Genomic DNA, 19,486 nt, shown 5'->3' on the forward strand with positions numbered 1-19,486 from the left:
CCAAGTGGCCTAGATGCGGTGCGCCAGCGTGGTCATCACGCGGGAAGCCACGCGCATCAGGGCCTTGGCCGGTGCCGGGAGCTCCGCCGCGCCGGCGTCGACAGCCTGCGACGCATGACGGGCTTCGTCTAGCTTCATCTGCTCGACCACTGCCTTGGATGCGCTGTCTCCGGACGGAAGGCGATCGAGGTGGCTGTCCAGGTGGGCCTCCACCTGACGCTCCGTCTCTGCGACGAATCCCAGACTCAATGGGTCTCCGAGGCGGCCTGCGACGAGGCCGAGGCCGAAAGCGCCTGCGTACCAGAGAGGATTCAGGATCGACGGGCGCGCCCCCAACTCGTCAAGGCGTTGCCGGGTCCAGGCCAGGTGATCGGTTTCCTCGTGCGCCGCTTCGAGGAAATGGGCGCGCAGCGCAGGATCGCGTGTCACCGCTGCCTGGGCTGTGTAAAGCGCCTGTGCGCAGACTTCACCCACATGATTCACCCGCATCAGCGCGCCGGCTTCCCGACGTTCCGCTTCACTCATTTCACCCGGTGCCTGCGAGGGGGCGGGCGTCGCCCGCGTGGCATGGGGGCGGGCAAAAAGCGTGCGCAATGCCGCGTCTGCCGCGGTCAGAACAGGGTCGATCATGAGCGTCATGCGCCTATTTGAACCCACATGCGAAATGCCATGCCGGAGCCTCGTCATATTTCACATAGTGGTGCGCAGAGGGGTCTAAGTCCTTTGTTGCAAGCGTGCAACGAAACGCGCGAGCCATCCAAGATTTCGGGCGAATTGTTTTGCCCTGCCGCAGCGGCTCTGGTGCAATAGCATCAACTTCCCAAAAGGAGGTTGGCCCGGGGTCCGGTGGGAGCACAAAAGTGCCAGTCACGGTGAGCCCTTCGCACCGGAGCCCTATGTTTAACCTTGGAGAAACTTGCAATGAAAAAATCTCTAGTTGCTCTGGCTGCCCTGGCTGTTGCCGGTGTTGCCTCGGCTCAGTCGTCCGTCACGCTGTTTGGTGTGGTCGACGCGTCGATCAGCGGCTATTCGAACACCGCCCGCGACAACCGCGCGACCGTGTTCCCCAACGCTTTCGGTATCCCCACGTACCTGAACCAAGGTTCGGTCAAGACCAGCCGCACGGCTCTGGCTAACTCGGGTTACAACTCGAGCCGCCTGGGCTTCCGTGGTACGGAAGACCTCGGTGGCGGCCTGGCAGCCAGCTTCTGGCTCGAAGCCCCGATCACCAATGACGACGGCCAAGAAGGCGTCGCGACGTTTGCTCGTCGTGCGACCGTGAGCCTGTCGGGTGGTTTCGGTGAAGTTCGCCTGGGTCGTGACTACACCGCCACGTTCTGGAACGACACCGTGTTCGATCCGTTCGGCACCAACGGCGTTGGCACCAACCTGATCTTCTCGTCCAGCGCTCTGCTCGGCGCCTTCGGCACCCCCGCAGCCTCGACCGGCGCCGCCACGAACGTCGGCTCCAGCAACTACGTTCGCGCAAGCAACGTCGTTGGCTACTTCCTGCCGCCGAACCTGGGTGGTTTCTACGGTCAAGTGCAGTACGGCTTTGCTGAAAAGACCAAGTACGACTCGGGCATCTTCACGCCTAACGTGGCCAACAGCCAGCGTCAAGGTCGTTACGTCGGTGGCCGCTTCGGCTACGCCAACGGTCCTCTGGACGTTGCGCTGGCTTATGGCAGCAGCACCGTGGGTGACGACTACTACGCCGGCACGACCACCAAGACCAACACGCTGAACCTGGGCGCTTCGTATGACTTCGGTCCCGTGAAGCTGTTCGGTGAACTGTCGAAGGTCAAGAACAAGGTTGACTACGAAGTGACGCCGCTGGCTGGTGGTCGTCCTGACGTCGACGTGACTGGTTACCTGCTCGGCGCTACCGTGCCGGTCGGTGCTGGCCTGATCCGCGCTTCGTGGTCGCACGTCAAGTACGACAACAACCTGCCGTTCAACCCGTTCGGTGTGAACAACCCCGATCCGAAGGCTAACAAGCTGGCTCTGGGCTACGTGCACAACCTGTCGAAGCGCACGGCTCTGTACGCAACGATCGCTCGCGTCAGCAACAAGAACGGTGCTGGCCTGACGGTTGGCGGCCCGGCCTTCTACAACAACACGGCTGGCGCCTTCACCCCGAAGAGCTCCACCGGCTACGACTTCGGTATCCGTCACGCTTTCTAATTTGACGCTGGCGTAAGCCAGCTTCGAATCAAAAGCTCGAAAGCCACTCGACGAAAGTCGAGTGGCTTTTTTTCGTCTGGACACTCTTGGGGAAACCACGAGGCGCACCCCCGGGGAACCACCGTGCGGGCACGCACCTTGCACTGCTAGCATGCCCCGTTCACTCCGCTCGATGAATGATTGCCTTTGTACTGCGCCGCCTGATCCAGGCCGTGATCGTGATGATCGCGGTCGCGTTCATCGCCTTTCTCCTCTTCCAATACGTCGGCGACCCCGTCGTGTTCCTGCTGGGGCAGGACGCCAAGCCCGAGCAGATCCGCGAACTGCGCGCCGCATTGGGGCTCGACCAGCCCTTCTTCGTGCAGTTCTGGCACTTCCTCGTCAACGCTGCACAAGGTGAGTTCGGCCTGAGCCTGCGCCAGGGCGCGAAGGTGTCGCGACTCATCGGCGAGCGCTTCCCCGCCACGCTTGAACTCGCGCTCGTCGCGGCCGTGCTGGCGCTGTTCATCGGCATTCCGATGGGCGTGTACACCGCATTGCGCCGCGGTACCTTCATGAGCCAGGTGTTCATGACCGTGTCGCTGCTTGGCGTGTCCTTGCCCACCTTCCTGATCGGCATCCTGCTGATCCTCGTCTTCGCCGTGACGCTGGGGTGGTTCCCGAGCTTCGGGCGCGGCGAGACCGTGAAGCTTGGCTGGTGGACCAGCGGCCTCTTCAGTGCCGACGGCTGGCAGCACATCGTGCTGCCAGCGGTGACGCTGGCGATCTTCCAGCTCACGCTGATCATGCGGCTGGTGCGCGCCGAGATGCTCGAGGTGCTGCGCACCGACTACATCAAGTTCGCGCGTGCGCGGGGCCTGACGAACCGCGCCATCCACTTCGGCCATGCGCTCAAGAACACGCTGGTGCCCGTGATGACCATCACCGGCCTGCAGCTCGGCGGCCTGATTGCCTTCGCGATCATCACCGAGTCGGTGTTCCAGTGGCCCGGCATGGGCCTGTTGTTCATCCAGGCCGTGACCTTCGCCGACATTCCGGTGATGGCGGCCTACCTGTGCCTCATCGCCCTGATCTTCGTGGTGATCAACCTCGTGGTCGATCTGCTGTACTTCGTGGTCGATCCGCGATTGCGCGTTGGCAAGGCGGGAGGGCACTGACATGACGACAGCGACAGCAGAGGCCCCGCGCCTCAAGGCCTCCGGCCGCGCGTTCGCGCACATTGCGAACTTCTATCCCGAGATCACGGCCTTCCGCCGCGACCTGCACGCACACCCCGAGCTCGGCTTCGAGGAGGTCTACACCTCCGGCCGCGTGCGCGAGGCCCTGCGCGCCTGCGGTGTCGACGAGATCCACGAGGGCATCGGCAAGACCGGCGTGGTCGGCGTCATCCGCGGGCGTTCGACGGCCAGCGGCCGCATGATCGGCCTGCGCGCCGACATGGACGCGCTGCCCATGCGCGAAGACAACGACTTCGGCTGGCGCTCCGCCAGCGAGGGCCTCATGCACGGCTGCGGCCACGACGGCCACACTGCCATGCTGGTCGGCGCCGCGCGCTACCTGGCCGAGACGCGCGACTTCGACGGCACCGCCGTGCTCATCTTCCAGCCCGGCGAAGAGGGCTGCGCCGGCGCGCGCGTGATGATCGAGGACGGCCTGTTCGACCGCTTCCCGGTCAACGCCGTCTACGCGATGCACAACTGGCCCGCCATGCCGGCCGGCACCGTCGGCATCAACCGCGGCGCGATGATGGCCGCGGCCGACCGCATCACCATCAGCATCAAGGGCAAGGGCGGCCATGGCGCGCACGCCTACCAGACCGTCGACCCCGTGATCGTCGCGGCGCACATCATTACGGCCGCCCAGACCATCGTTTCGCGCAACGTGCGCCCGATCGACGCTGCCGTCATCAGCATCTGCGCGATGCAGGCCGGCGATCTCGGCGCGATGAGCGTGGTGCCGGGCGAGGCCACGCTGGTCGGCACCGTGCGCACCTTCAGCGCGCGCGTGCAGGCGCAGATCGAGCAGCGGCTGAACGAGCTGTGCGCGGCCATTGCCTCGGGCTTCGGCGCCAGCGCCAGCATCAAATATGAGCGCATCTACCCCGCCACCATCAACACCGCGCCCGAGGCCATGTTCGCGGCCGATGTGGCCGAGTCGCTGGTGGGTGCGAAGAATGTCGAGCGCAGCATGGAGCCCAGCATGGGCGCCGAAGACTTCTCTTTCATGCTGCAGAAGAAAGCCGGCGCCTACCTGCGCATCGGCCAGGACGTGCGCGACGGCGCCTACCTGCACAACAGCCGCTACGACTTCAATGACGAGATCCTGCCGCTTGGCGCCGCGCTGCATGCCGGCCTGATCGAGCAGGGCATGCCGCTTGCCGTTACCCGCGGTGCGCAGCCAGGGAGAGCCGCCGCTACCGCGGCGACGTGATGTGTTTGATTCCAACCCGAGGAGTGTTCCCATGAGTTTCAAGAAAAGTGTGGCTGCGGCCGCCGTTTTGTGCGCCCTGAGCGCCGTCAGCATGGTCGCCGGCGCGCAGACCATCCGCATCGCGAACCAGGGGGACGCGCTATCGCTGGACCCGCACTCGCTCAACGAATCGCTACAGCTGAGCGTGACCGCCAACGTCTATGAAACCCTCGTGGGCCGCAACAAGGACCTGAGCCTTGCACCGCTGCTGGCCACCAGCTGGAAGCAGACCTCGCCGAATGTCTGGCGCTTCGAACTGCGCAAGGGCGTGACCTTCCACGACGGCACCCCGTTCTCCGCCGACGACGTGGTGTTCAGCTTTGCGCGCGCCCAGGGCGACGGCTCCGACTTGCGCGCCACGCTGAGCGACATCAAGGCCGTGCGCAAGGTCGGCGACCTCGCCGTCGAGATCGAAACCAACGGCCCCTTCCCCATCCTGCCCGACGTGATCTCGCTCACCATGATCATGAGCAAGAAGTGGTGCGAGGAAAACCAGGCCACCAAGCCGGTGGATCGTCGCAAGGGCATCGAGAACACCGCCTCGTTCAAGGCCAACGGCACCGGCCCGTTCCGTGTGCGCGAACGCCAGCCCAACGTGCGCACCGTGTTCACGCGCAACGGCACCTACTGGGGCAAGATCGACGGCAACGCGCAGGAGATCATCTTCACGCCCATCGCCAACCCGGCTACCCGCGTGGCCGCACTGGTCTCGGGTGAAGTCGACGTGATGGAGCCCGTGCCGGTGCAGGACATCGCCCGCATCAACGCCGCGCCCAACGCCCGCGTCATCACCGGCCCCGAGATGCGCACCATCTTCCTGGGCATGGACCAGAAGCGCGACGAGCTGCAGTACTCGAACATCAAGGGCAAGAACCCGTTCAAGGACAAGCGCGTTCGCCAGGCCTTCTACCAGGCCATCGACATCGTCGGCATCCAGAAGACCGTGATGCGCGGCGCCTCCAAGCCCACCGGCCTTCTGGTCGGCCCCGGCATCAACGGCTGGACCGCCGAGCAGGACAAGCGCTTGCCCTACGACGTCGAGGCCGCCAAGAAGCTGCTGACCGAAGCCGGCTACCCCAACGGCTTCGAAGTGTCGCTGAACTGCCCGAACGACCGCTACGTGAACGACGGCCAGATCTGCCAGAGCGTTGCCTCCAACCTCGCGAAGATCGGCGTCAAGATCAACCTCGTGGCCGAGACCAAGGGCACCTACTTCCCGAAGGTGCTGCGCCGCGACACCAGCTTCTACATGCTGGGCTGGACCCCGACCACCTACGACTCGCACAATGCGCTGAGCTCGCTCACCTCCTGCCCCGATGACAAGGGCACCGGCCAGTTCAACCTGGGTGCGTACTGCAACCCCAAGCTCGACGAGCTGACCAAGAAGATCCAGTCCGAGAGCGACAAGGCCAAGCGCAACGAGCTGATCAAGGAGGCGTTCAAGATGCACGCCGACGACATCGGCCACTTGCCGCTGCATCAGCAGTCGCTGGCCTGGGGCGTGAGCAAGAAGGTCGAGCTGGTGCAGCTGGCCGACAACTTCATGTACTTCAAGTGGATGAGCATCAAGCCGTGATCCCGCTGGCCGCCCGCAAGGCGGCCTGACCATGGGCCCGCTTCTTGCGGGCCCATTCCTTTTGCCTCACGATGAAAAAAACACTCGCCCGTTGGCTCGACAGCGATGTCGGCTACAGCTTTCGCACATCGCCCGTGGCCATTGGCGCGGCGCTGATCGCGCTGGTCTGCGTGGTCTGCGCGGTGTTCGCCGGATGGGTGTCGCCGCACAACCCCTTCGACCTCGCCACCCTCGAGCTCAGCGACGCGCGCCTGCCGCCCGCATGGAGCGCCGAAGGTTCGGCCAAGTACCTGCTGGGCACCGATGACCAGGGCCGCGACATTCTCTCGGCCGTCATCTACGGCGCACGCATCTCGCTGATCGTCGGCCTGGTGTCGGTGGTGCTGTCGGTGGCGGTCGGCGTGGTGCTGGGCCTGCTCGCCGGCTTCTTCGGCGGCTGGCTCGACTCCTTCCTCATGCGCGTGTGCGACGTGATGCTGTCGTTTCCGCCCATCCTGGTGGCACTGCTCATTGCCGGCGTCGGCCGCGCGCTCTTTCCCGGCGCGCACGAGTCGCTGGCCTTCGGCGTGCTGATTATTTCCATCTCGCTGACCGGCTGGGTGCAGTACGCGCGCACGGTGCGCGGCTCCACGCTGGTGGAGCGCAACAAGGAATATGTGCAGGCCGCGCGCGTCACCGGCGTGGCGCCTATGCGCATCATGCTGCGCCACGTGCTGCCCAACGTGATGGGGCCGGTGATGGTGCTGGCCACGATCCAGGTGGCCACGGCCATCATCACCGAGGCCACGCTGTCGTTCCTCGGCGTCGGCGTGCCGCCGACTTCGCCTTCGCTGGGCACGCTCATCAGCATCGGCAACCAGTACCTGTTCTCGGGCGAATGGTGGATCACGGTGTTTCCGGGCCTGATGCTGGTGCTGATCGCACTCAGCGTGAACCTGCTTGGCGACTGGCTGCGCGACGCGCTCAACCCTCGTCTGCGCTGAAGAGAAAGATAAGGAGAACGCCACCATGACGCTGCTCCAGGTCAAAGACCTCGTCGTCGAATTTCCGCACCGCCGCGGCACGCTGCGTGCGCTCGACCGCATTTCATTCGACATCGCGCCCGGCGAAATCCTCGGCGTGGTGGGCGAATCGGGCGCCGGCAAGTCGCTCACCGGCGCGGCCATCATCGGCCTGCTCGAACCGCCGGGCCGTGTGGCCGGTGGCGAGATCCTGCTGGAGGGCCAGCGCATCGACAACCTCGGCTTCGACGCGATGCGGCCCATTCGCGGCCGCAAGATCGGCGCGATCTTCCAGGACCCGCTGACTTCGCTGAACCCGCTCTACACCGTGGGCCGGCAGCTGATAGAAACCATTCGCGCCCACTTGCCCGTGACCGAGAGTGAAGCGCGCAAGCGGGCCATCGGCCTGCTGCAGGACACCGGCATTCCCGCCGCCGAGCAGCGCATCGACCACTTCCCGCACCAGTTCTCGGGTGGCATGCGGCAGCGCGTGGTGATCGCATTGGCGCTTGCAGCTGAGCCGAAGCTCATCGTGGCCGACGAGCCGACCACCGCGCTCGACGTGTCGATCCAGGCGCAGATCATTCAACTGCTCAAGCAGGTCTGCAAGGACCGCGGCGCAGCGGTGATGTTGATTACGCACGACATGGGCGTGATCGCCGAAACCTGCGACCGCGTGGCCGTGATGTATGCGGGCCGCATCGCCGAAATCGGCCCGGTGCACGAAGTGATCCACCAGCCTGCGCACCCCTACACCTCGGGCCTGATGGCATCGATTCCCGACATGACGAGCGACCGCGAGAGGCTCAACCAGATCGACGGTGCAATGCCGCGGCTCAACGCCATCCCCACTGGCTGTGCCTACAACCCGCGTTGCCCGCGCACCTTTGCGCGCTGCCTCACCGAGCGGCCGGAGCTCATGCACGCCGGTGCCACGCGCGCTGCCTGCTGGCTGCACGATGCCGCCGATCCGCATGCCGGCCAGGCCGAGATCGCGGCAAGGCATCACGACGCACTGGCGGCCGGCGAACGCGCCACGCCCGAAGCGGCCGAACCCATCGTGGAGGTGACGCGATGAGCGAACCGCTCGTGGTCGCACACGACCTCGCCCGCACCTTCGACGTCTCGCCGCCCTGGCTCAACCGCGTGCTCGAACGCAAGCCGCGCGTGCTGCTGCATGCGGTCGACGGCGTGAGCTTTTCCATCGAGCGCGGCAAGACGCTGGCGTTGGTAGGCGAATCGGGCTGCGGCAAAAGCACCGTGGCGCGCCTGCTGGTGGGCCTCTACGCGCCCACGCGCGGCGGCCTGCAGTTCGACGGGCAGGACGCGCACGCCGCGTTCAAGACCCCCGAAGGCCGCAAGCTGCGCCGCCGCATTCAGATGATCTTCCAGGACCCCTACGCGAGCCTCAACCCGCGCTGGATCGTCGAGGACATCATCGGCGAGCCGCTGCGCGAGCACGACATCCTGAGCGACAAGGCCGCGCTGCGCGAGCGCGTGGGCGAACTGCTCAAGTCGGTCGGCCTCTCGCCGCTGGACATGAGCAAGTACCCGCACCAGTTCTCGGGCGGCCAGCGCCAGCGCATCTCGATTGCGCGCGCGCTCGCCACGCAGCCCGAGTTCCTGGTGTGCGACGAGCCCACCTCGGCGCTCGACGTGAGCGTGCAGGCGCAGGTGCTCAACATCATGAAGGACCTGCAGCGCGAGCAGGGCCTGACCTATCTCTTCATCTCGCACAACCTCGCCGTGGTGCGCCACGTGGCCGACCAGGTCGGCGTGATGTACCTGGGCCGGCTGGTCGAGGTGGCCGACAAGCAGAAGCTGTTCTCGGCGCCGCAGCATCCATACACCCGCATGCTGCTCGATGCCATTCCGCAGATGAAGCACACGGGGCGCCAGCGCACGCCGGTGCAGGGCGAAGTGCCGAACCCGCTGAACCCGCCCACGGGCTGCGCCTTTCACCCGCGCTGCCCGCATGCGAATGCGCGCTGTTCTTCCGAGCGCCCGAAGCTGCTGAGCATCAAGGGCGTGCAAGTCGCTTGCCATGCGGCCGAGGAGGGCCGTATCTAGCACGGCCGCTTAATCCGGGTCGGCGCCGCGTGTTCGGCTTCAGGTCTATAACTCCTTGGTGCTTTCGTAAAAATCACACCAAGGAGAACAGCACATGTGGGCCTTGCTCTTGTTGCCCTTCATCGGGCTTCTGTGGCTGCCGTTCTACAACAGCCCCTTGCCGGAGCTGTTCGGCTTTCCTTTCTTCTACTGGTACCAGCTGCTGTGGGTGCCGATCACCGCGCTGCTGATCTGGATCGTCTACCGCAACGGGTATGAAGAGGGAGACGAATGATGGGCGGCCAGATCAACTGGACCGCGCTGTCGGTCTTCGTCTTCTTCTTCGTGCTGGTCACCGTGATGGGCTTCTGGGCCTCGCGCTGGCAGAGCGGCGGCGCCAAGGGCAAGGGCGCGCACCTCGACGAGTGGGGCCTGGGCGGGCGCAACTTCGGCACCTGGATCACCTGGTTCCTGGTGGGCGGCGACTTCTACACCGCCTACACCGTGATCGCCGTGCCGGCGCTGGTGTACGCCGTGGGTGCCTACGGCTTCTTCGCGCTGCCGTACACCATCCTCGTGTACCCCATCGTCTTCATCATCATGCCGAAGCTCTGGCATGCCGCGCACAAGGCCGGGCACGTGACTGCCGCCGACGTGGTGTACGGCCGCTACGGCTCGCGCGCGCTGGAGCTGGCCATTGCCGTGACCGGCGTGGTCGCGACCATGCCCTACATCGCGCTGCAACTGGTCGGCATGGAGGTGGTCATCAAGGCGCTGGGGCTCACGGGCGAGCTGCCGCTGGCGGCGGCCTTCGTGATCCTGGCGCTCTACACCTACTCGGCGGGGCTGCGCGCGCCGGCGCTCATCGCGTTCGTGAAGGACCTGATGATCTACATCGTGGTGCTGGTGGCCGTGGTGCTTGTGCCCATGAAGCTCGGCGGCTACGGCAGCGTGTTCCACGCGGCCGGCGATGCCTTCGCGGCCAAGGGCGGCGCGACCGGGCTCACGCTCAAGCCGGCGCAGTACCTGCCGTACGCGAGCCTGGCGCTGGGCTCGGCGCTCGCGGCCTTCATGTACCCGCACACGCTCACCGGCATCTTCGCGGCCAAGAGCGCCAACACCATCCGCAAGAATGCCGTCTTCCTGCCGGCGTACACGGTGCTGCTGGGGCTCATCGCGCTGCTGGGCTACATGGCCTATGCAGCCCATCTCACGGTGAAGAGCAACAACGACGTGGTGCCGGCGCTCTTCAATGCGCTGTTCCCGTCGTGGTTCGCGGGCTTCGCGTTCGCGGCCATCGCCATCGGCGCGCTGGTGCCGGCGGCGGTGATGTCGATCGGCGCGGCCAATCTGTTCACGCGCAACTTCTGGAAAGCCTACGTGCGGCCCGACGTCACGCCGGCGGGCGAGGCCAAGGTCGCGAAGATCGTGTCGCTGGTGGTCAAGCTGGGGGCGCTGGTGTTCATCCTGTTCCTGCCCACGCAGTTCGCGCTCGACCTGCAACTGCTGGGTGGCCTGTGGATCCTGCAGACCTTCCCGGCGGTGGTGTTCGGCCTGTTCTTCGGCTGGTTCCGTGCACCGGCGCTGCTGGCGGGCTGGGCTGTGGGGCTGCTCGGCGGCAGCTGGCTGGCGTTCTCGGACGGCATCAAGCCGGTGCACACCTTCGTGATCGGCGATGGCAGCTACACGCTCTACACCGGGCTGGCGGCGCTGGTGCTCAACATCGTGGTCGCGGTGGTGGTGCAACTCGTGGTCAAGGGAGCGCCGCTGCGCGAGGCACCGGTGCTCGCGAGGAAGTAGGCCAGAACCATCGATCTTCGAAAAAGTGTGCGCAAAGGCACCGCCTTGCGCCGAAAACTGTTGCAGAGTGCCGCCATGCCAATGACGACAACGCTTGCAACCTCCGAACTGGGCCGCCGCGGCTTCCTGATGGGCACTGCCCTTGGCGCGACTGCGGTGCTGGCCTCGCTGGCCTGCAGCGTGCAAGCCGCGGATGCACCTACGCGCCGCATGCCGGTCGTCTTCATTGGCCACGGCTCACCGATGAACGCCATCAGCGACAACGCCTTCACGCGCCGGCTGTCTGCATGGGGCCGCGAGCTGCCCCGGCCGTCGGCCATCCTCAGCGTGTCGGCGCACTGGCTCAGCCGCGGTGCCACCGGTGTCGGCATGCAGACGAGGCCGAAGACGATCCACGATTTCGGCGGCTTCCCGCAGGCGCTGTTCGACATCGAATACCCGGCGCCGGGTCACCCCGCGCTTGCCCAGGAGACCGTCGGCGTGGTGAAGCAGACGCCGGTGATCGCCACCGAGCAATGGGGCCTCGACCACGGCACGTGGTCGGTGCTGAAGCACCTGTACCCCAAGGCCGACATTCCCGTGTTCCAGCTCAGCATCGACTACGACAAGCCGGCCGCCTTCCACTACGCGGTGGGCCGCGACCTCGCCGCGCTGCGCGACAAGGGCGTGCTGGTGATGGGCAGCGGCAACGTGGTGCACAACCTGCGCGCTACCGACCGCGGAACGCCCGACGGGCCCAGCGCAAGCCGGCCATGGGCACAGTCGTTCGACGATGCGGTGAAGTCTGCACTTGCGGGCCGTGACGACCGCGCACTGGTCGACTACGCGAAGCTGGAAGGCGCATCGACCGCCGTGGCGATGCCCGATCACTATTACCCGTTTCTCTACGCCCTCGGCGCCGCCGGGAGCGGCGAGCGCGCGAAGACGATCTACGAGGGATTCCAGTCGGGCACGCTCAGCATGCGTTGCCTGCAGTTCGGCTGAGCGCGACCGAAGCGGGCGTTACTGCTCTTCGCCCCAGGCGAAGCCGTCGCGCGCAATCATCGCGCTGGACGCGCTCGGGCCCCAGGTGCCAGCCGCATAGGGGCGCGGGCCGCCGTCCGATTCCCAGCTGTCGATCAGCGGCTCGACCCAGCGCCATGCTTCTTCCTGCTCGTCGCTGCGCACGAACAGGTTCAGGCGGCCATCGATCACGTCGAGCAGCAGGCGCTCGTAGGCGCCTACGCGTTCGGCGCCGAAGCGCTTGTCGAAGTCGAGGTCGAGCTGCACCGGCGCCAGTTGCGCGGCCGCGCTCTGGTTGCCGTTGGTGCGCTGCCGGTTGTCCTGCGCCTGCGCGAGCATGTGAAGCTCCAGCCCGTCCTTGGGCTGCAGGTTGATCACCAGCTTGTTGACGTTGCCCGCCGGTGCCCGGTAGATGGCATGCGGCGTGGGCCTGAAGTTGACCTCGATGCGCGCGTCGCGCGAAGCCAGCCGCTTGCCGGTGCGGATGTAGAAGGGCACGCCGGCCCAGCGCCAGTTGGCGATTTCGGTGCGCAGCGCCACGAAGGTCTCGGTGCGGCTGTCCGGGTTCACGCCCGGCTCGTCGCGGTAGCCCTGCACCCGCTCGCCGTAGGCCGTGCCGGCCGTGTACTGGCCGCGCACCGTGTGCAGGCCCAGGCTCTCGGGCGTCCAGGGCTTGAGGGCGCGCAGCACCTTGAGCTTTTCGTCGCGGATGGCGTCGGCGTGCGAGTTGATCGGCGGCTCCATGGCCACGGCGCACAGCAGCTGCAGCGCGTGGTTCTGCACCATGTCGCGCAGCGCGCCGGTCTGGTCGTAGAAGGCGCCGCGCTTTTCCACGCCCAGGTCTTCGGCAATGGTGATCTGGATGTTGGAGATGTGCTCGCGGCGCCAGATGGGCTCGAACAGCGCATTGCCGAAGCGCATGGCGAACAGGTTCTGCACCGAAGGCTTGCCGAGGTAGTGGTCGATGCGAAAGACCTGCTTTTCTTCGAGCACCTTGCCGACGGCGGAGTTGATGGCGCGGTTGGAAGCCAGGTCGTGGCCCAGCGGCTTCTCAAGCACGATGCGGGTCCTGGAGCCATTGAGCCCGGCCGCCGCGATCTGCTCGACCACCTGGGTGAAGAGCGCGGGCGCCGTGGCCACGTACATCACCACCGTCTTGGCGTCGCGCTGGTTGAGCAGGCTCGCCAGGCGGGCATAGTCGTCGGGCTTCGAGAGGTCCATGCGCAGGTAGTGCAGCATGGAGGCGAACTTCTCGAATTCCTCCGGTGAAGGCCGCTTGGCGCCTTCGACCGCCTTGAAGCGCGACTGGATCAGTTCCCGGTACTGGTCGTCCGACAGGTCGTCCCGCGCCACGCCGACGATGCGGCCGTCAGGTGGCAGACTGCCGTGCCGGAATGCCTGGAACAGCGCGGGCATCAGCTTGCGCCACGCGAGATCGCCAGTACCGCCGAACAGAACGAGATCGAAGCTCATGAGAAAACTTTCCTTTGTCTGAGTGCCGAGGCAGGCTGCAGGCGTCGCTGATGCGACATGCGCCAGTCGCGATGGTACTTGTACCGATTCGAGAGACCTGTACTAAAGCTACGCTGCCCCATGGCCGCGAGGCCTTTTTTTATTGCACAGAGGTGGAGGGACCCAATGAAGAGCAAGATTCTCACCGCAGCCGTGCTGCTCGGCCTGTCGGCCGCCGCGTCGGCCCAGACCGTCAACGTGATCTGCTCGGTCCAGGCCGAGTGGTGCAACGTGATTTCCACCGTCTATGCCCGTACCACCGGCGTGCGCATCAACATGGCGCTCAAGGGCTCGGGCGAGGCGCTGGCCCAGCTGATTGCCGAGAAGGACAACCCCAAGACCGACATCTGGTTCGGCGGCACCGGCGACCCGCACCTGCAGGCGGCCGAGCAGGGGCTCACGCTCGAATACAAGTCGCCCACGCTGTCGCAGCTGCACCCCTGGGCCCAGCAGCAGGCCAAGCAGTCGGGCTACAAGACGGTCGGCATCTATTCGGGCCCGCTGGGCTTCGGCTACAACCCCGAGCTGCTGGCCAAGAAGAAGCTGCCGGTGCCCAAGACCTGGGCCGACCTGCTCAAGCCCGAGTACAAGGGCGACATCCAGGTGGCCAACCCCGCATCGAGCGGCACGGCCTACACCATGATCGCCACGCTGGTGCAGATGATGGGCGAGGACAAGGCCTTCGACTACCTCAAGGCGCTGCACAAGAACGTGGGCCAGTACACCCGCTCCGGTACCGGCCCGATCAAGGCGGTGGCGCGTGGCGAAACCGCCATCTCCATCAGCTTCGTGCATGACGGCCCCGGCGAGAAGATGCAGGGCTTTCCGGTCGAGACCATCACGCCGAGTGATGGCACGGGCGCCGAGATCGGCTCCATGAGCATCATCAAGGGCGCGCGCAACCTCGACGCCGCCAAGAAGTTCTACGAATGGGCACTGACGCCCGCCGCGCAGGAGCTGGGCGCCGCCAACAAGCAGTTCCAACTGCCGAGCAACATCAACGCCAAGCTCGACCCGCGCATCCCGGACTTCAAGAAGATCAAGTTCATCAACTACGACTACGCCAAGTACGGTGCCAGTGCCGAGCGCCGCCGCCTGATTGCGCGCTGGGAAAAAGACGTCAATTCGCTGCCGCGCTAAGTGGACGCGCGTTCAGTCGCTGAAGGCGCGCCGGTCAATCCGGCGTCGCTGGCTGCCATCCGGCGCTCGCGGCGCTGGATCTGGGCGTGGGTCGCGCTGGGCTTTGCTGCGTACCTGCTGCTGCCCTGGTATGCGATCCAGGATGCCACTTGGTACGAGGCCGTTCCGCAGGTCTTCGGTCAGGCGGAGGGTGCCAACGGCCTGATGCAGGCGGCTACGCAGGGCCGCAGCTGGCTCTTCATCGGCCTTGCGGGGCTGGTGATGTGCGCCGTGGGCGCGTGGCTGCCGGCGGGGCGGGCACAAGGGCGCTGGCTGCTGGCGGGCGGCGCGATCGGTGCCATCGGGCTTGCCGTCACGGGCTTTGCCATCGGCGCGCGGGGCTGGAGCTTTGCGGCGCTCAACGCGCAGTTCGGCGAGCTGGCCATCAACCAGTTCGGCATCGGCGCGGGCGGCTTCGTGGCGCTCACCGCGCTGGTGCTGCTGGCGGCCTTCGGCATTGCGCGGCTGGGCCTCTTCAAGGGCGACCTGTTCGTGTCTGCCGCGGTCATCGGCTGCGGCGTGCTGATGGCGCTGTTCATTGCCTATCCGGTGAGCAAGGCGTTGTCCGGTGCGTTCTTCAATGAGGACGGGCAGTGGTCGATCACCGCGTTCGTCGCGCGCGTGTTCACCGAGCGCATCTGGGGCCTTGGCTGCCTCTCCGGCGGCGTGCGCTGCGGCGTGGCGTGGAACACGCTGGTGCTGGCCCTGCTCACGGCGGCCGGCACCACCTTCCTCGGCACGCTGATGGCGCTGATGGCCGAGCGCGGCAGCAAGCGCGGGCAGGGCGCGCTGCGGGTGCTGGCGCTGCTGCCGATCATCACGCCGCCCTTCGTGGTGGGCCTCGGGCTCATCTTGCTGTTCGGCCGCGCCGGCATCGTCAACCAGGTGCTGGAGAACGTGTTCGGCATCGAGCCCACGCGCTGGTTCTACGGCATGCCGGGCGTGCTGGTGGCGCAGCTGTTCGCGTTCACGCCCATCGCCTTCATGATCATGCGCGGCGTGGTGCAGGGCATTGCGCCCAGCCTCGAGGAAGCCGCGCAAATGCTGCGCGCCGACCGCCGCCGCACCTTCTTCACCATCACGCTGCCGCTCTTGAAGCCGGGGCTGGCCAACGCCTTCCTGGTGGGCTTCATCGAGAGCATTGCCGACTTCGGCAACCCGGTGGTGGTGGGCGGGCAGTTCTCGGTGCTGTCGACCGACATCTTCTTTGCCATCGTCGGCGCGCAGTACGACCAGGGCCGCGCGGCCTCGCTGGCCTGGGTGCTCACGCTGTTCGCGCTCGGCGTGTTCGCGCTGCAGCGCGGCGTGCTGGGCAAGCAGAACTACACCACCGTGAGCGGCAAGGGCGACGCTGGCATCGCGATGGCGCTGCCCGACGGCGTGCGCCGCACCATCTACTGCATCGCCTTGCCTTGGATCGCGTTCACCGCCGTGGTGTACCTGTTCGCCTTCGCGGGCGGCTTCGTGCAGACCTGGGGACGCGACTACAGCTTCACGCTGAACCACTTCAAGAACGCCTTTGCGCTCGAGTGGGGGCAGTTCGGGCTGGTGTGGGCCGGCACCGCGTGGAACTCGCTGATCACCACGCTCAAGCTGGCGGGCATCTCGGCGCCCATTACCGCGGCGCTGGGCCTGCTGATTGCGTGGCTGCTGGCGCGCAACGAGTTCAGGGGGCAGGGGCTGTTCGAGTTCGGTGCGTTGCTGGCCTTTGCGATTCCGGGCACGGTGCTGGGCGTGAGCTACATCCTGGCTTTCAACGTGCCGCCTTTCGAGCTCACGGGCACGGGGCTCATCATCGTGCTGTGCTTCATGTTCCGGAACCTGCCGGTGGGCGTGCGGGCCGGCACGGCGGCCTTCAAGCAGCTCGACCGCTCGCTCGACGAGGCTTCGCTGATGCTGCGCGCCTCGACCTCGCAGACGCTCTTCAAGGTGGTGCTGCCGCTGCTCAAGCCCGCGCTGGTGGCCGCGCTGGTCTACAGCTTCGTGCGCGCCATGACGACGGTGAGCGCGGTGATCTTCCTGGTCACGGCCGAGAACGAACTGGCGACCACCTACATCATCGGCCGCGTCGGCAACGGCGACTACGGCATCGCGCTGGCGTACTGCACGGTGCTCATGATCCTGATGTCGCTGGCCATTGCGCTGGTGCAGTGGGTGGTTGGGGAGCGCAAGCTTGGGCGGCGCAAGGCGGGTGTGCCGGTCGTGCCCGCGCCCGTGCATTGAAACGAGAGAAGAATCCATGAGCAACGGCATCGAATTCCGCAACGTCACCAAGCGCTACGGCGCGGACAAGAACGCGCCGCTGGCCGTCAAGGGCATCAGCTTCGAAGTACCGGTAGGCACGCTTACCACCATCCTCGGGCCCTCGGGCTGCGGCAAGACGACCACGCTGCGGATGATCGCTGGGCTCGAATCGCCGACCTCGGGCTCGATCTTCATGGGCGGGCGAGACGTCACCACGCTCGGCCCGGCCGAGCGCAACGTCAGCATGATGTTCCAGAGCTACGCGCTGTTCCCGCACATGAATGTGATCGAGAACGTGAGCTACGGCCTGCGCATGAGCGGTGTGAAGAAAGACGAGGCCACGTCGCGGGCGCGCGAGGCGCTGCGGGGCGTGGGGCTGGTCGGCTTCGACGAGCGCCTGCCCAGCGAGCTTTCGGGCGGCCAGCAGCAGCGCGTGGCGCTGGCGCGTGCGCTGGTGCTCGAACCGGCGGTGCTGCTGTTCGACGAGCCGCTGTCGAACCTCGATGCCCGGCTGCGCCGCGAGATGCGCGAGGAAATCCGCTCGCTGCAGCAGCGGCTGAAGCTCACGGTGGCCTACGTCACGCACGACCAGAGCGAGGCGCTGGCCGTGAGCGACCAGATCATCGTGATGGACCACGGCGTGATTGCCCAGCGCGGCACGCCCGAGCAACTCTACGGGCGGCCCGAGAGCGAGTTCGTCGCCGGTTTCATGGGCGAGGCGATGGTGTTTCCCGCCACGGCGCAAGCCGACGGCAGCGTGGCGCTCGGCCCGCTGCGCCTGCAGCCGCGCTACGCGGTGGCGCCCGGCACGGTGAAGGTGGCGGTGCGGCCCGAAGCCTGGCAGATCGGCGCCATTGGCGCGGCGGACGGCCTTCCGGCCACGCTGCGCAAGGCCGCCTACCTCGGCAGCTTCTACGAATACGGCTTCGACACCACACTGGGGCCGGTCTTCGTGGTGTCGACCGACCTGTCCCGCCCGCTGGCTGCCGGCGCGCAGGCCACGCTGTCCCTGGGAGCCCATGGCGTGAGCGTGGTGCCCGGCGCATGAAACAATGGCGCCATGAACGTGGTTTTCGACTTGGGCGCCGTGCTGTTCGCATGGGAGCCCACACGGCTGGTACAGGCCCATCTCTCCCAACACGCACCCACTGAAGCCGCCGCGGCCGCCTTGGGCAGGGCGCTTTTCCATCACGACGACTGGACGGGTTTCGACTGCGGCACCCGCACGCTGGACGACGCCATCGCCCGCATGACGGCGCGGCTTTCGCTGCCGGCCGAGCCGCTTCACACCATGCTCGAAGGGCTGGGCGAGCGGCTGGAGCCCATCGGCGTCACGGTCGACATGCTCGAACAGCTGATTGCCCACCGCGAAGCCGGCCAGCCGCTGCGCCTGTACTACCTGTCGAACATGCCCGCGCCGTACGCCCGCGCCATCGAGCGCAAGCACGCCTTCATGCAGCGCTTCGACGGCGGCGTGTTCTCGGGGGACGTGAAGTTCCTCAAGCCCGAACGCGAGATCTACGAAGTGCTGGCGATGCGCTACCGCCTCGATCCGGCACAGACCGTGTTCATCGACGATTCGGCCGCCAACGTGGAGGCGGCGCGTGCCTTCGGCTGGCACGCCATTCATTGCACCGCGCCGGCCGTGCTGCCTTCGCAGCTGCAGCGCTACCTGCCGGTGAGCACCACCTTGTCGGTGTCGAACCCCAGGCTGCGGGCGTAGTCCAGTTCAGCGCGCAGCACGGCCTCGTCGAGGCGTGGCGCGCGCGACAGCACCCACAGGTATTGGCGGTCGGGCGTGCCGACCAGCGAAACCTGATAGTCGCGGTCGAGCTTCAGGATCCAGTAGTCGCCCCAGACCATCGGCAGCCAGCCGAGCCACGCTGGCGCAAATCGCACCTGGAGGCGGCCTGCGCCAGGCTGGCCTGCCACCGGCACCACGCGGGCAGCGCCGACGGCCTCGTCGAAGTTGCCGTCTTCCCGCACGCAGCGATTGAGCACCTGCACGGCGCCCCCAGGCTGCGGGGTGTATTCGGCGACCACGGGGCCGGCACATTGTTTCTGGAAGCGGTTCGGCAGGCGGGCCTGCTCGTGCCAGATGCCCGCATAGCGCTGCAGATCGACCGGCGCCACCACCTGCAGCGGCGCGCGCATCAGCGGTGCGCCGTCAGCCGGGCCGGCCGGCCGGGCGCGTGCGGTGCGCGCCGCGTCCATGGCGAACCAGGTGGCCACGCCGCCCACGACGAAGGCCGTGGCCATTGCGCCGATCGCATTGCTGGTGCGGCGGTCGTCGAAAGGCCGGACGGTGGTGGCGTCGGCGCGCGTGCGAGGGGTCATGAGGCACTCCTGAGGGATGAAGACATTCGGCGTAAAACTTAGGCTAGCCAAGGGCAGGGCACGCGCCCGTCAGCCACGGACCACAGGCGGTGTAGGGCGGGGAGGCCGGAGAGCGGCGACAACCACACGGGCA

General features: G+C 66.6%; 17 protein-coding genes. 14 read left to right on the top strand and 3 right to left on the bottom strand.

The window, feature by feature from the left end; genetic code table 11:
- Positions 1-9 precede the first annotated feature (9 nt).
- Positions 10-639, bottom strand: a complete 630-nt coding sequence (coq7, locus tag BLV60_RS00620) for a 2-polyprenyl-3-methyl-6-methoxy-1,4-benzoquinone monooxygenase (RefSeq protein ID WP_093048324.1) — start codon at positions 637-639, stop codon at positions 10-12.
- A 282-nt stretch (positions 640-921) separates the two neighbouring features.
- Here coq7 and BLV60_RS00625 point away from each other — a divergent pair, with 282 nt between their 5' ends.
- The 10 genes from BLV60_RS00625 to ygiD all read left to right on the top strand — a co-directional run bounded on the left by BLV60_RS00625 (position 922) and on the right by ygiD (position 12,063).
- A complete protein-coding gene (locus BLV60_RS00625; protein WP_093048327.1) occupies positions 922-2,184 on the top strand; it encodes a porin in 1,263 nt (420 codons plus the stop codon).
- A 176-nt stretch (positions 2,185-2,360) separates the two neighbouring features.
- A complete protein-coding gene (locus BLV60_RS00630) occupies positions 2,361-3,341 on the top strand; it encodes an ABC transporter permease (protein ID WP_093048330.1) in 981 nt (326 codons plus the stop codon).
- Position 3,342: 1 nt separating this feature from the next.
- Positions 3,343-4,614 carry a M20 aminoacylase family protein gene (locus BLV60_RS00635; RefSeq protein WP_093048333.1) on the top strand — a complete coding sequence of 424 codons (1,272 nt, stop codon included), beginning with the start codon at positions 3,343-3,345 and terminating at the stop codon, positions 4,612-4,614.
- Between the two features lie 31 nt (positions 4,615-4,645).
- Positions 4,646-6,229 (top strand): ABC transporter substrate-binding protein, encoded by a 1,584-nt coding sequence (locus tag BLV60_RS00640; RefSeq protein ID WP_093048336.1) that lies wholly within the window; start codon positions 4,646-4,648, stop codon positions 6,227-6,229.
- A 71-nt stretch (positions 6,230-6,300) separates the two neighbouring features.
- A complete protein-coding gene (locus tag BLV60_RS00645) occupies positions 6,301-7,212 on the top strand; it encodes an ABC transporter permease (RefSeq protein WP_093048339.1) in 912 nt (303 codons plus the stop codon).
- A 25-nt stretch (positions 7,213-7,237) separates the two neighbouring features.
- A complete protein-coding gene (locus tag BLV60_RS00650; RefSeq protein ID WP_093048342.1) occupies positions 7,238-8,308 on the top strand; it encodes an ABC transporter ATP-binding protein in 1,071 nt (356 codons plus the stop codon).
- Positions 8,305-9,300 carry an ABC transporter ATP-binding protein gene (locus BLV60_RS00655; protein WP_093048345.1) on the top strand — a complete coding sequence of 332 codons (996 nt, stop codon included), beginning with the start codon at positions 8,305-8,307 and terminating at the stop codon, positions 9,298-9,300. Before BLV60_RS00650 ends, BLV60_RS00655 begins: the two co-directional genes overlap by 4 nt.
- Positions 9,301-9,394: 94 nt before the next feature.
- Positions 9,395-9,574, top strand: coding sequence for a DUF3311 domain-containing protein (locus BLV60_RS00660; RefSeq protein WP_093048348.1), 180 nt, complete (start codon positions 9,395-9,397; stop codon positions 9,572-9,574).
- Positions 9,574-11,079, top strand: coding sequence for a monocarboxylate uptake permease MctP (gene mctP, locus BLV60_RS00665; RefSeq protein ID WP_093050277.1), 1,506 nt, complete (start codon positions 9,574-9,576; stop codon positions 11,077-11,079). Before BLV60_RS00660 ends, mctP begins: the two co-directional genes overlap by 1 nt.
- 75 nt (positions 11,080-11,154) lie before the next feature.
- A complete protein-coding gene (gene ygiD / locus BLV60_RS00670) occupies positions 11,155-12,063 on the top strand; it encodes a 4,5-DOPA-extradiol-dioxygenase (RefSeq protein WP_093050280.1) in 909 nt (302 codons plus the stop codon).
- Positions 12,064-12,081: 18 nt separating this feature from the next.
- On the opposite strand, the gene zwf is transcribed toward ygiD, so the two are convergent.
- The gene (gene zwf, locus BLV60_RS00675; RefSeq protein WP_093048351.1) at positions 12,082-13,554 is read right to left on the bottom strand and encodes a glucose-6-phosphate dehydrogenase; all 1,473 of its coding nucleotides are present in this window, start codon (positions 13,552-13,554) and stop codon (positions 12,082-12,084) included.
- Between the two features lie 165 nt (positions 13,555-13,719).
- On the opposite strand from zwf, the gene BLV60_RS00680 reads away from it, so the two are divergent.
- Genes BLV60_RS00680 through BLV60_RS00695 form a run of 4 tightly spaced genes read left to right on the top strand, consistent with a single transcriptional unit; the run spans position 13,720 to position 18,739 of the window.
- Entirely contained in the window at positions 13,720-14,733 is a 1,014-nt protein-coding gene (locus tag BLV60_RS00680) for an ABC transporter substrate-binding protein (protein WP_093048353.1), read from the top strand.
- Positions 14,734-16,995 (top strand): ABC transporter permease, encoded by a 2,262-nt coding sequence (locus BLV60_RS00685; RefSeq protein ID WP_093048356.1) that lies wholly within the window; start codon positions 14,734-14,736, stop codon positions 16,993-16,995. It begins immediately after the preceding gene.
- Positions 16,996-17,011: 16 nt separating this feature from the next.
- Positions 17,012-18,064, top strand: a complete 1,053-nt coding sequence (locus BLV60_RS00690) for an ABC transporter ATP-binding protein (RefSeq protein WP_093048359.1) — start codon at positions 17,012-17,014, stop codon at positions 18,062-18,064.
- 12 nt (positions 18,065-18,076) lie between these two features.
- Positions 18,077-18,739, top strand: coding sequence for an HAD family hydrolase (locus BLV60_RS00695; protein WP_093048360.1), 663 nt, complete (start codon positions 18,077-18,079; stop codon positions 18,737-18,739).
- Here the strand turns inward: BLV60_RS00695 and BLV60_RS00700 are convergent.
- On the bottom strand, positions 18,685-19,353 hold the full coding sequence (locus tag BLV60_RS00700; protein ID WP_093048363.1) for a lipocalin family protein: 669 nt from the start codon (positions 19,351-19,353) through the stop codon (positions 18,685-18,687). The genes BLV60_RS00695 and BLV60_RS00700 overlap by 55 nt on opposite strands.
- Between the last annotated feature and the right edge of the window lie 133 nt (positions 19,354-19,486).

This window comes from Variovorax sp. YR634 (assembly GCF_900106655.1).
GTDB lineage: Bacteria > Pseudomonadota > Gammaproteobacteria > Burkholderiales > Burkholderiaceae_C > Variovorax.

Bases quoted from the DNA above. Each gene is read 5' to 3' on its own strand.
- coq7 (WP_093048324.1), bottom strand. From the start codon at position 639: ATGACGCTCATGATCGACCCTGTTCTGACCGCGGCAGACGCGGCATTG.
- BLV60_RS00625 (WP_093048327.1), top strand. From the start codon at position 922: ATGAAAAAATCTCTAGTTGCTCTGGCTGCCCTGGCTGTTGCCGGTGTT.
- BLV60_RS00630 (WP_093048330.1), top strand. From the start codon at position 2,361: ATGATTGCCTTTGTACTGCGCCGCCTGATCCAGGCCGTGATCGTGATG.
- BLV60_RS00635 (WP_093048333.1), top strand. From the start codon at position 3,343: ATGACGACAGCGACAGCAGAGGCCCCGCGCCTCAAGGCCTCCGGCCGC.
- BLV60_RS00640 (WP_093048336.1), top strand. From the start codon at position 4,646: ATGAGTTTCAAGAAAAGTGTGGCTGCGGCCGCCGTTTTGTGCGCCCTG.
- BLV60_RS00645 (WP_093048339.1), top strand. From the start codon at position 6,301: ATGAAAAAAACACTCGCCCGTTGGCTCGACAGCGATGTCGGCTACAGC.
- BLV60_RS00650 (WP_093048342.1), top strand. From the start codon at position 7,238: ATGACGCTGCTCCAGGTCAAAGACCTCGTCGTCGAATTTCCGCACCGC.
- BLV60_RS00655 (WP_093048345.1), top strand. From the start codon at position 8,305: ATGAGCGAACCGCTCGTGGTCGCACACGACCTCGCCCGCACCTTCGAC.
- BLV60_RS00660 (WP_093048348.1), top strand. From the start codon at position 9,395: ATGTGGGCCTTGCTCTTGTTGCCCTTCATCGGGCTTCTGTGGCTGCCG.
- mctP (WP_093050277.1), top strand. From the start codon at position 9,574: ATGGGCGGCCAGATCAACTGGACCGCGCTGTCGGTCTTCGTCTTCTTC.
- ygiD (WP_093050280.1), top strand. From the start codon at position 11,155: ATGCCAATGACGACAACGCTTGCAACCTCCGAACTGGGCCGCCGCGGC.
- zwf (WP_093048351.1), bottom strand. From the start codon at position 13,554: ATGAGCTTCGATCTCGTTCTGTTCGGCGGTACTGGCGATCTCGCGTGG.
- BLV60_RS00680 (WP_093048353.1), top strand. From the start codon at position 13,720: ATGAAGAGCAAGATTCTCACCGCAGCCGTGCTGCTCGGCCTGTCGGCC.
- BLV60_RS00690 (WP_093048359.1), top strand. From the start codon at position 17,012: ATGAGCAACGGCATCGAATTCCGCAACGTCACCAAGCGCTACGGCGCG.
- BLV60_RS00695 (WP_093048360.1), top strand. From the start codon at position 18,077: ATGAACGTGGTTTTCGACTTGGGCGCCGTGCTGTTCGCATGGGAGCCC.
- BLV60_RS00700 (WP_093048363.1), bottom strand. From the start codon at position 19,353: ATGACCCCTCGCACGCGCGCCGACGCCACCACCGTCCGGCCTTTCGAC.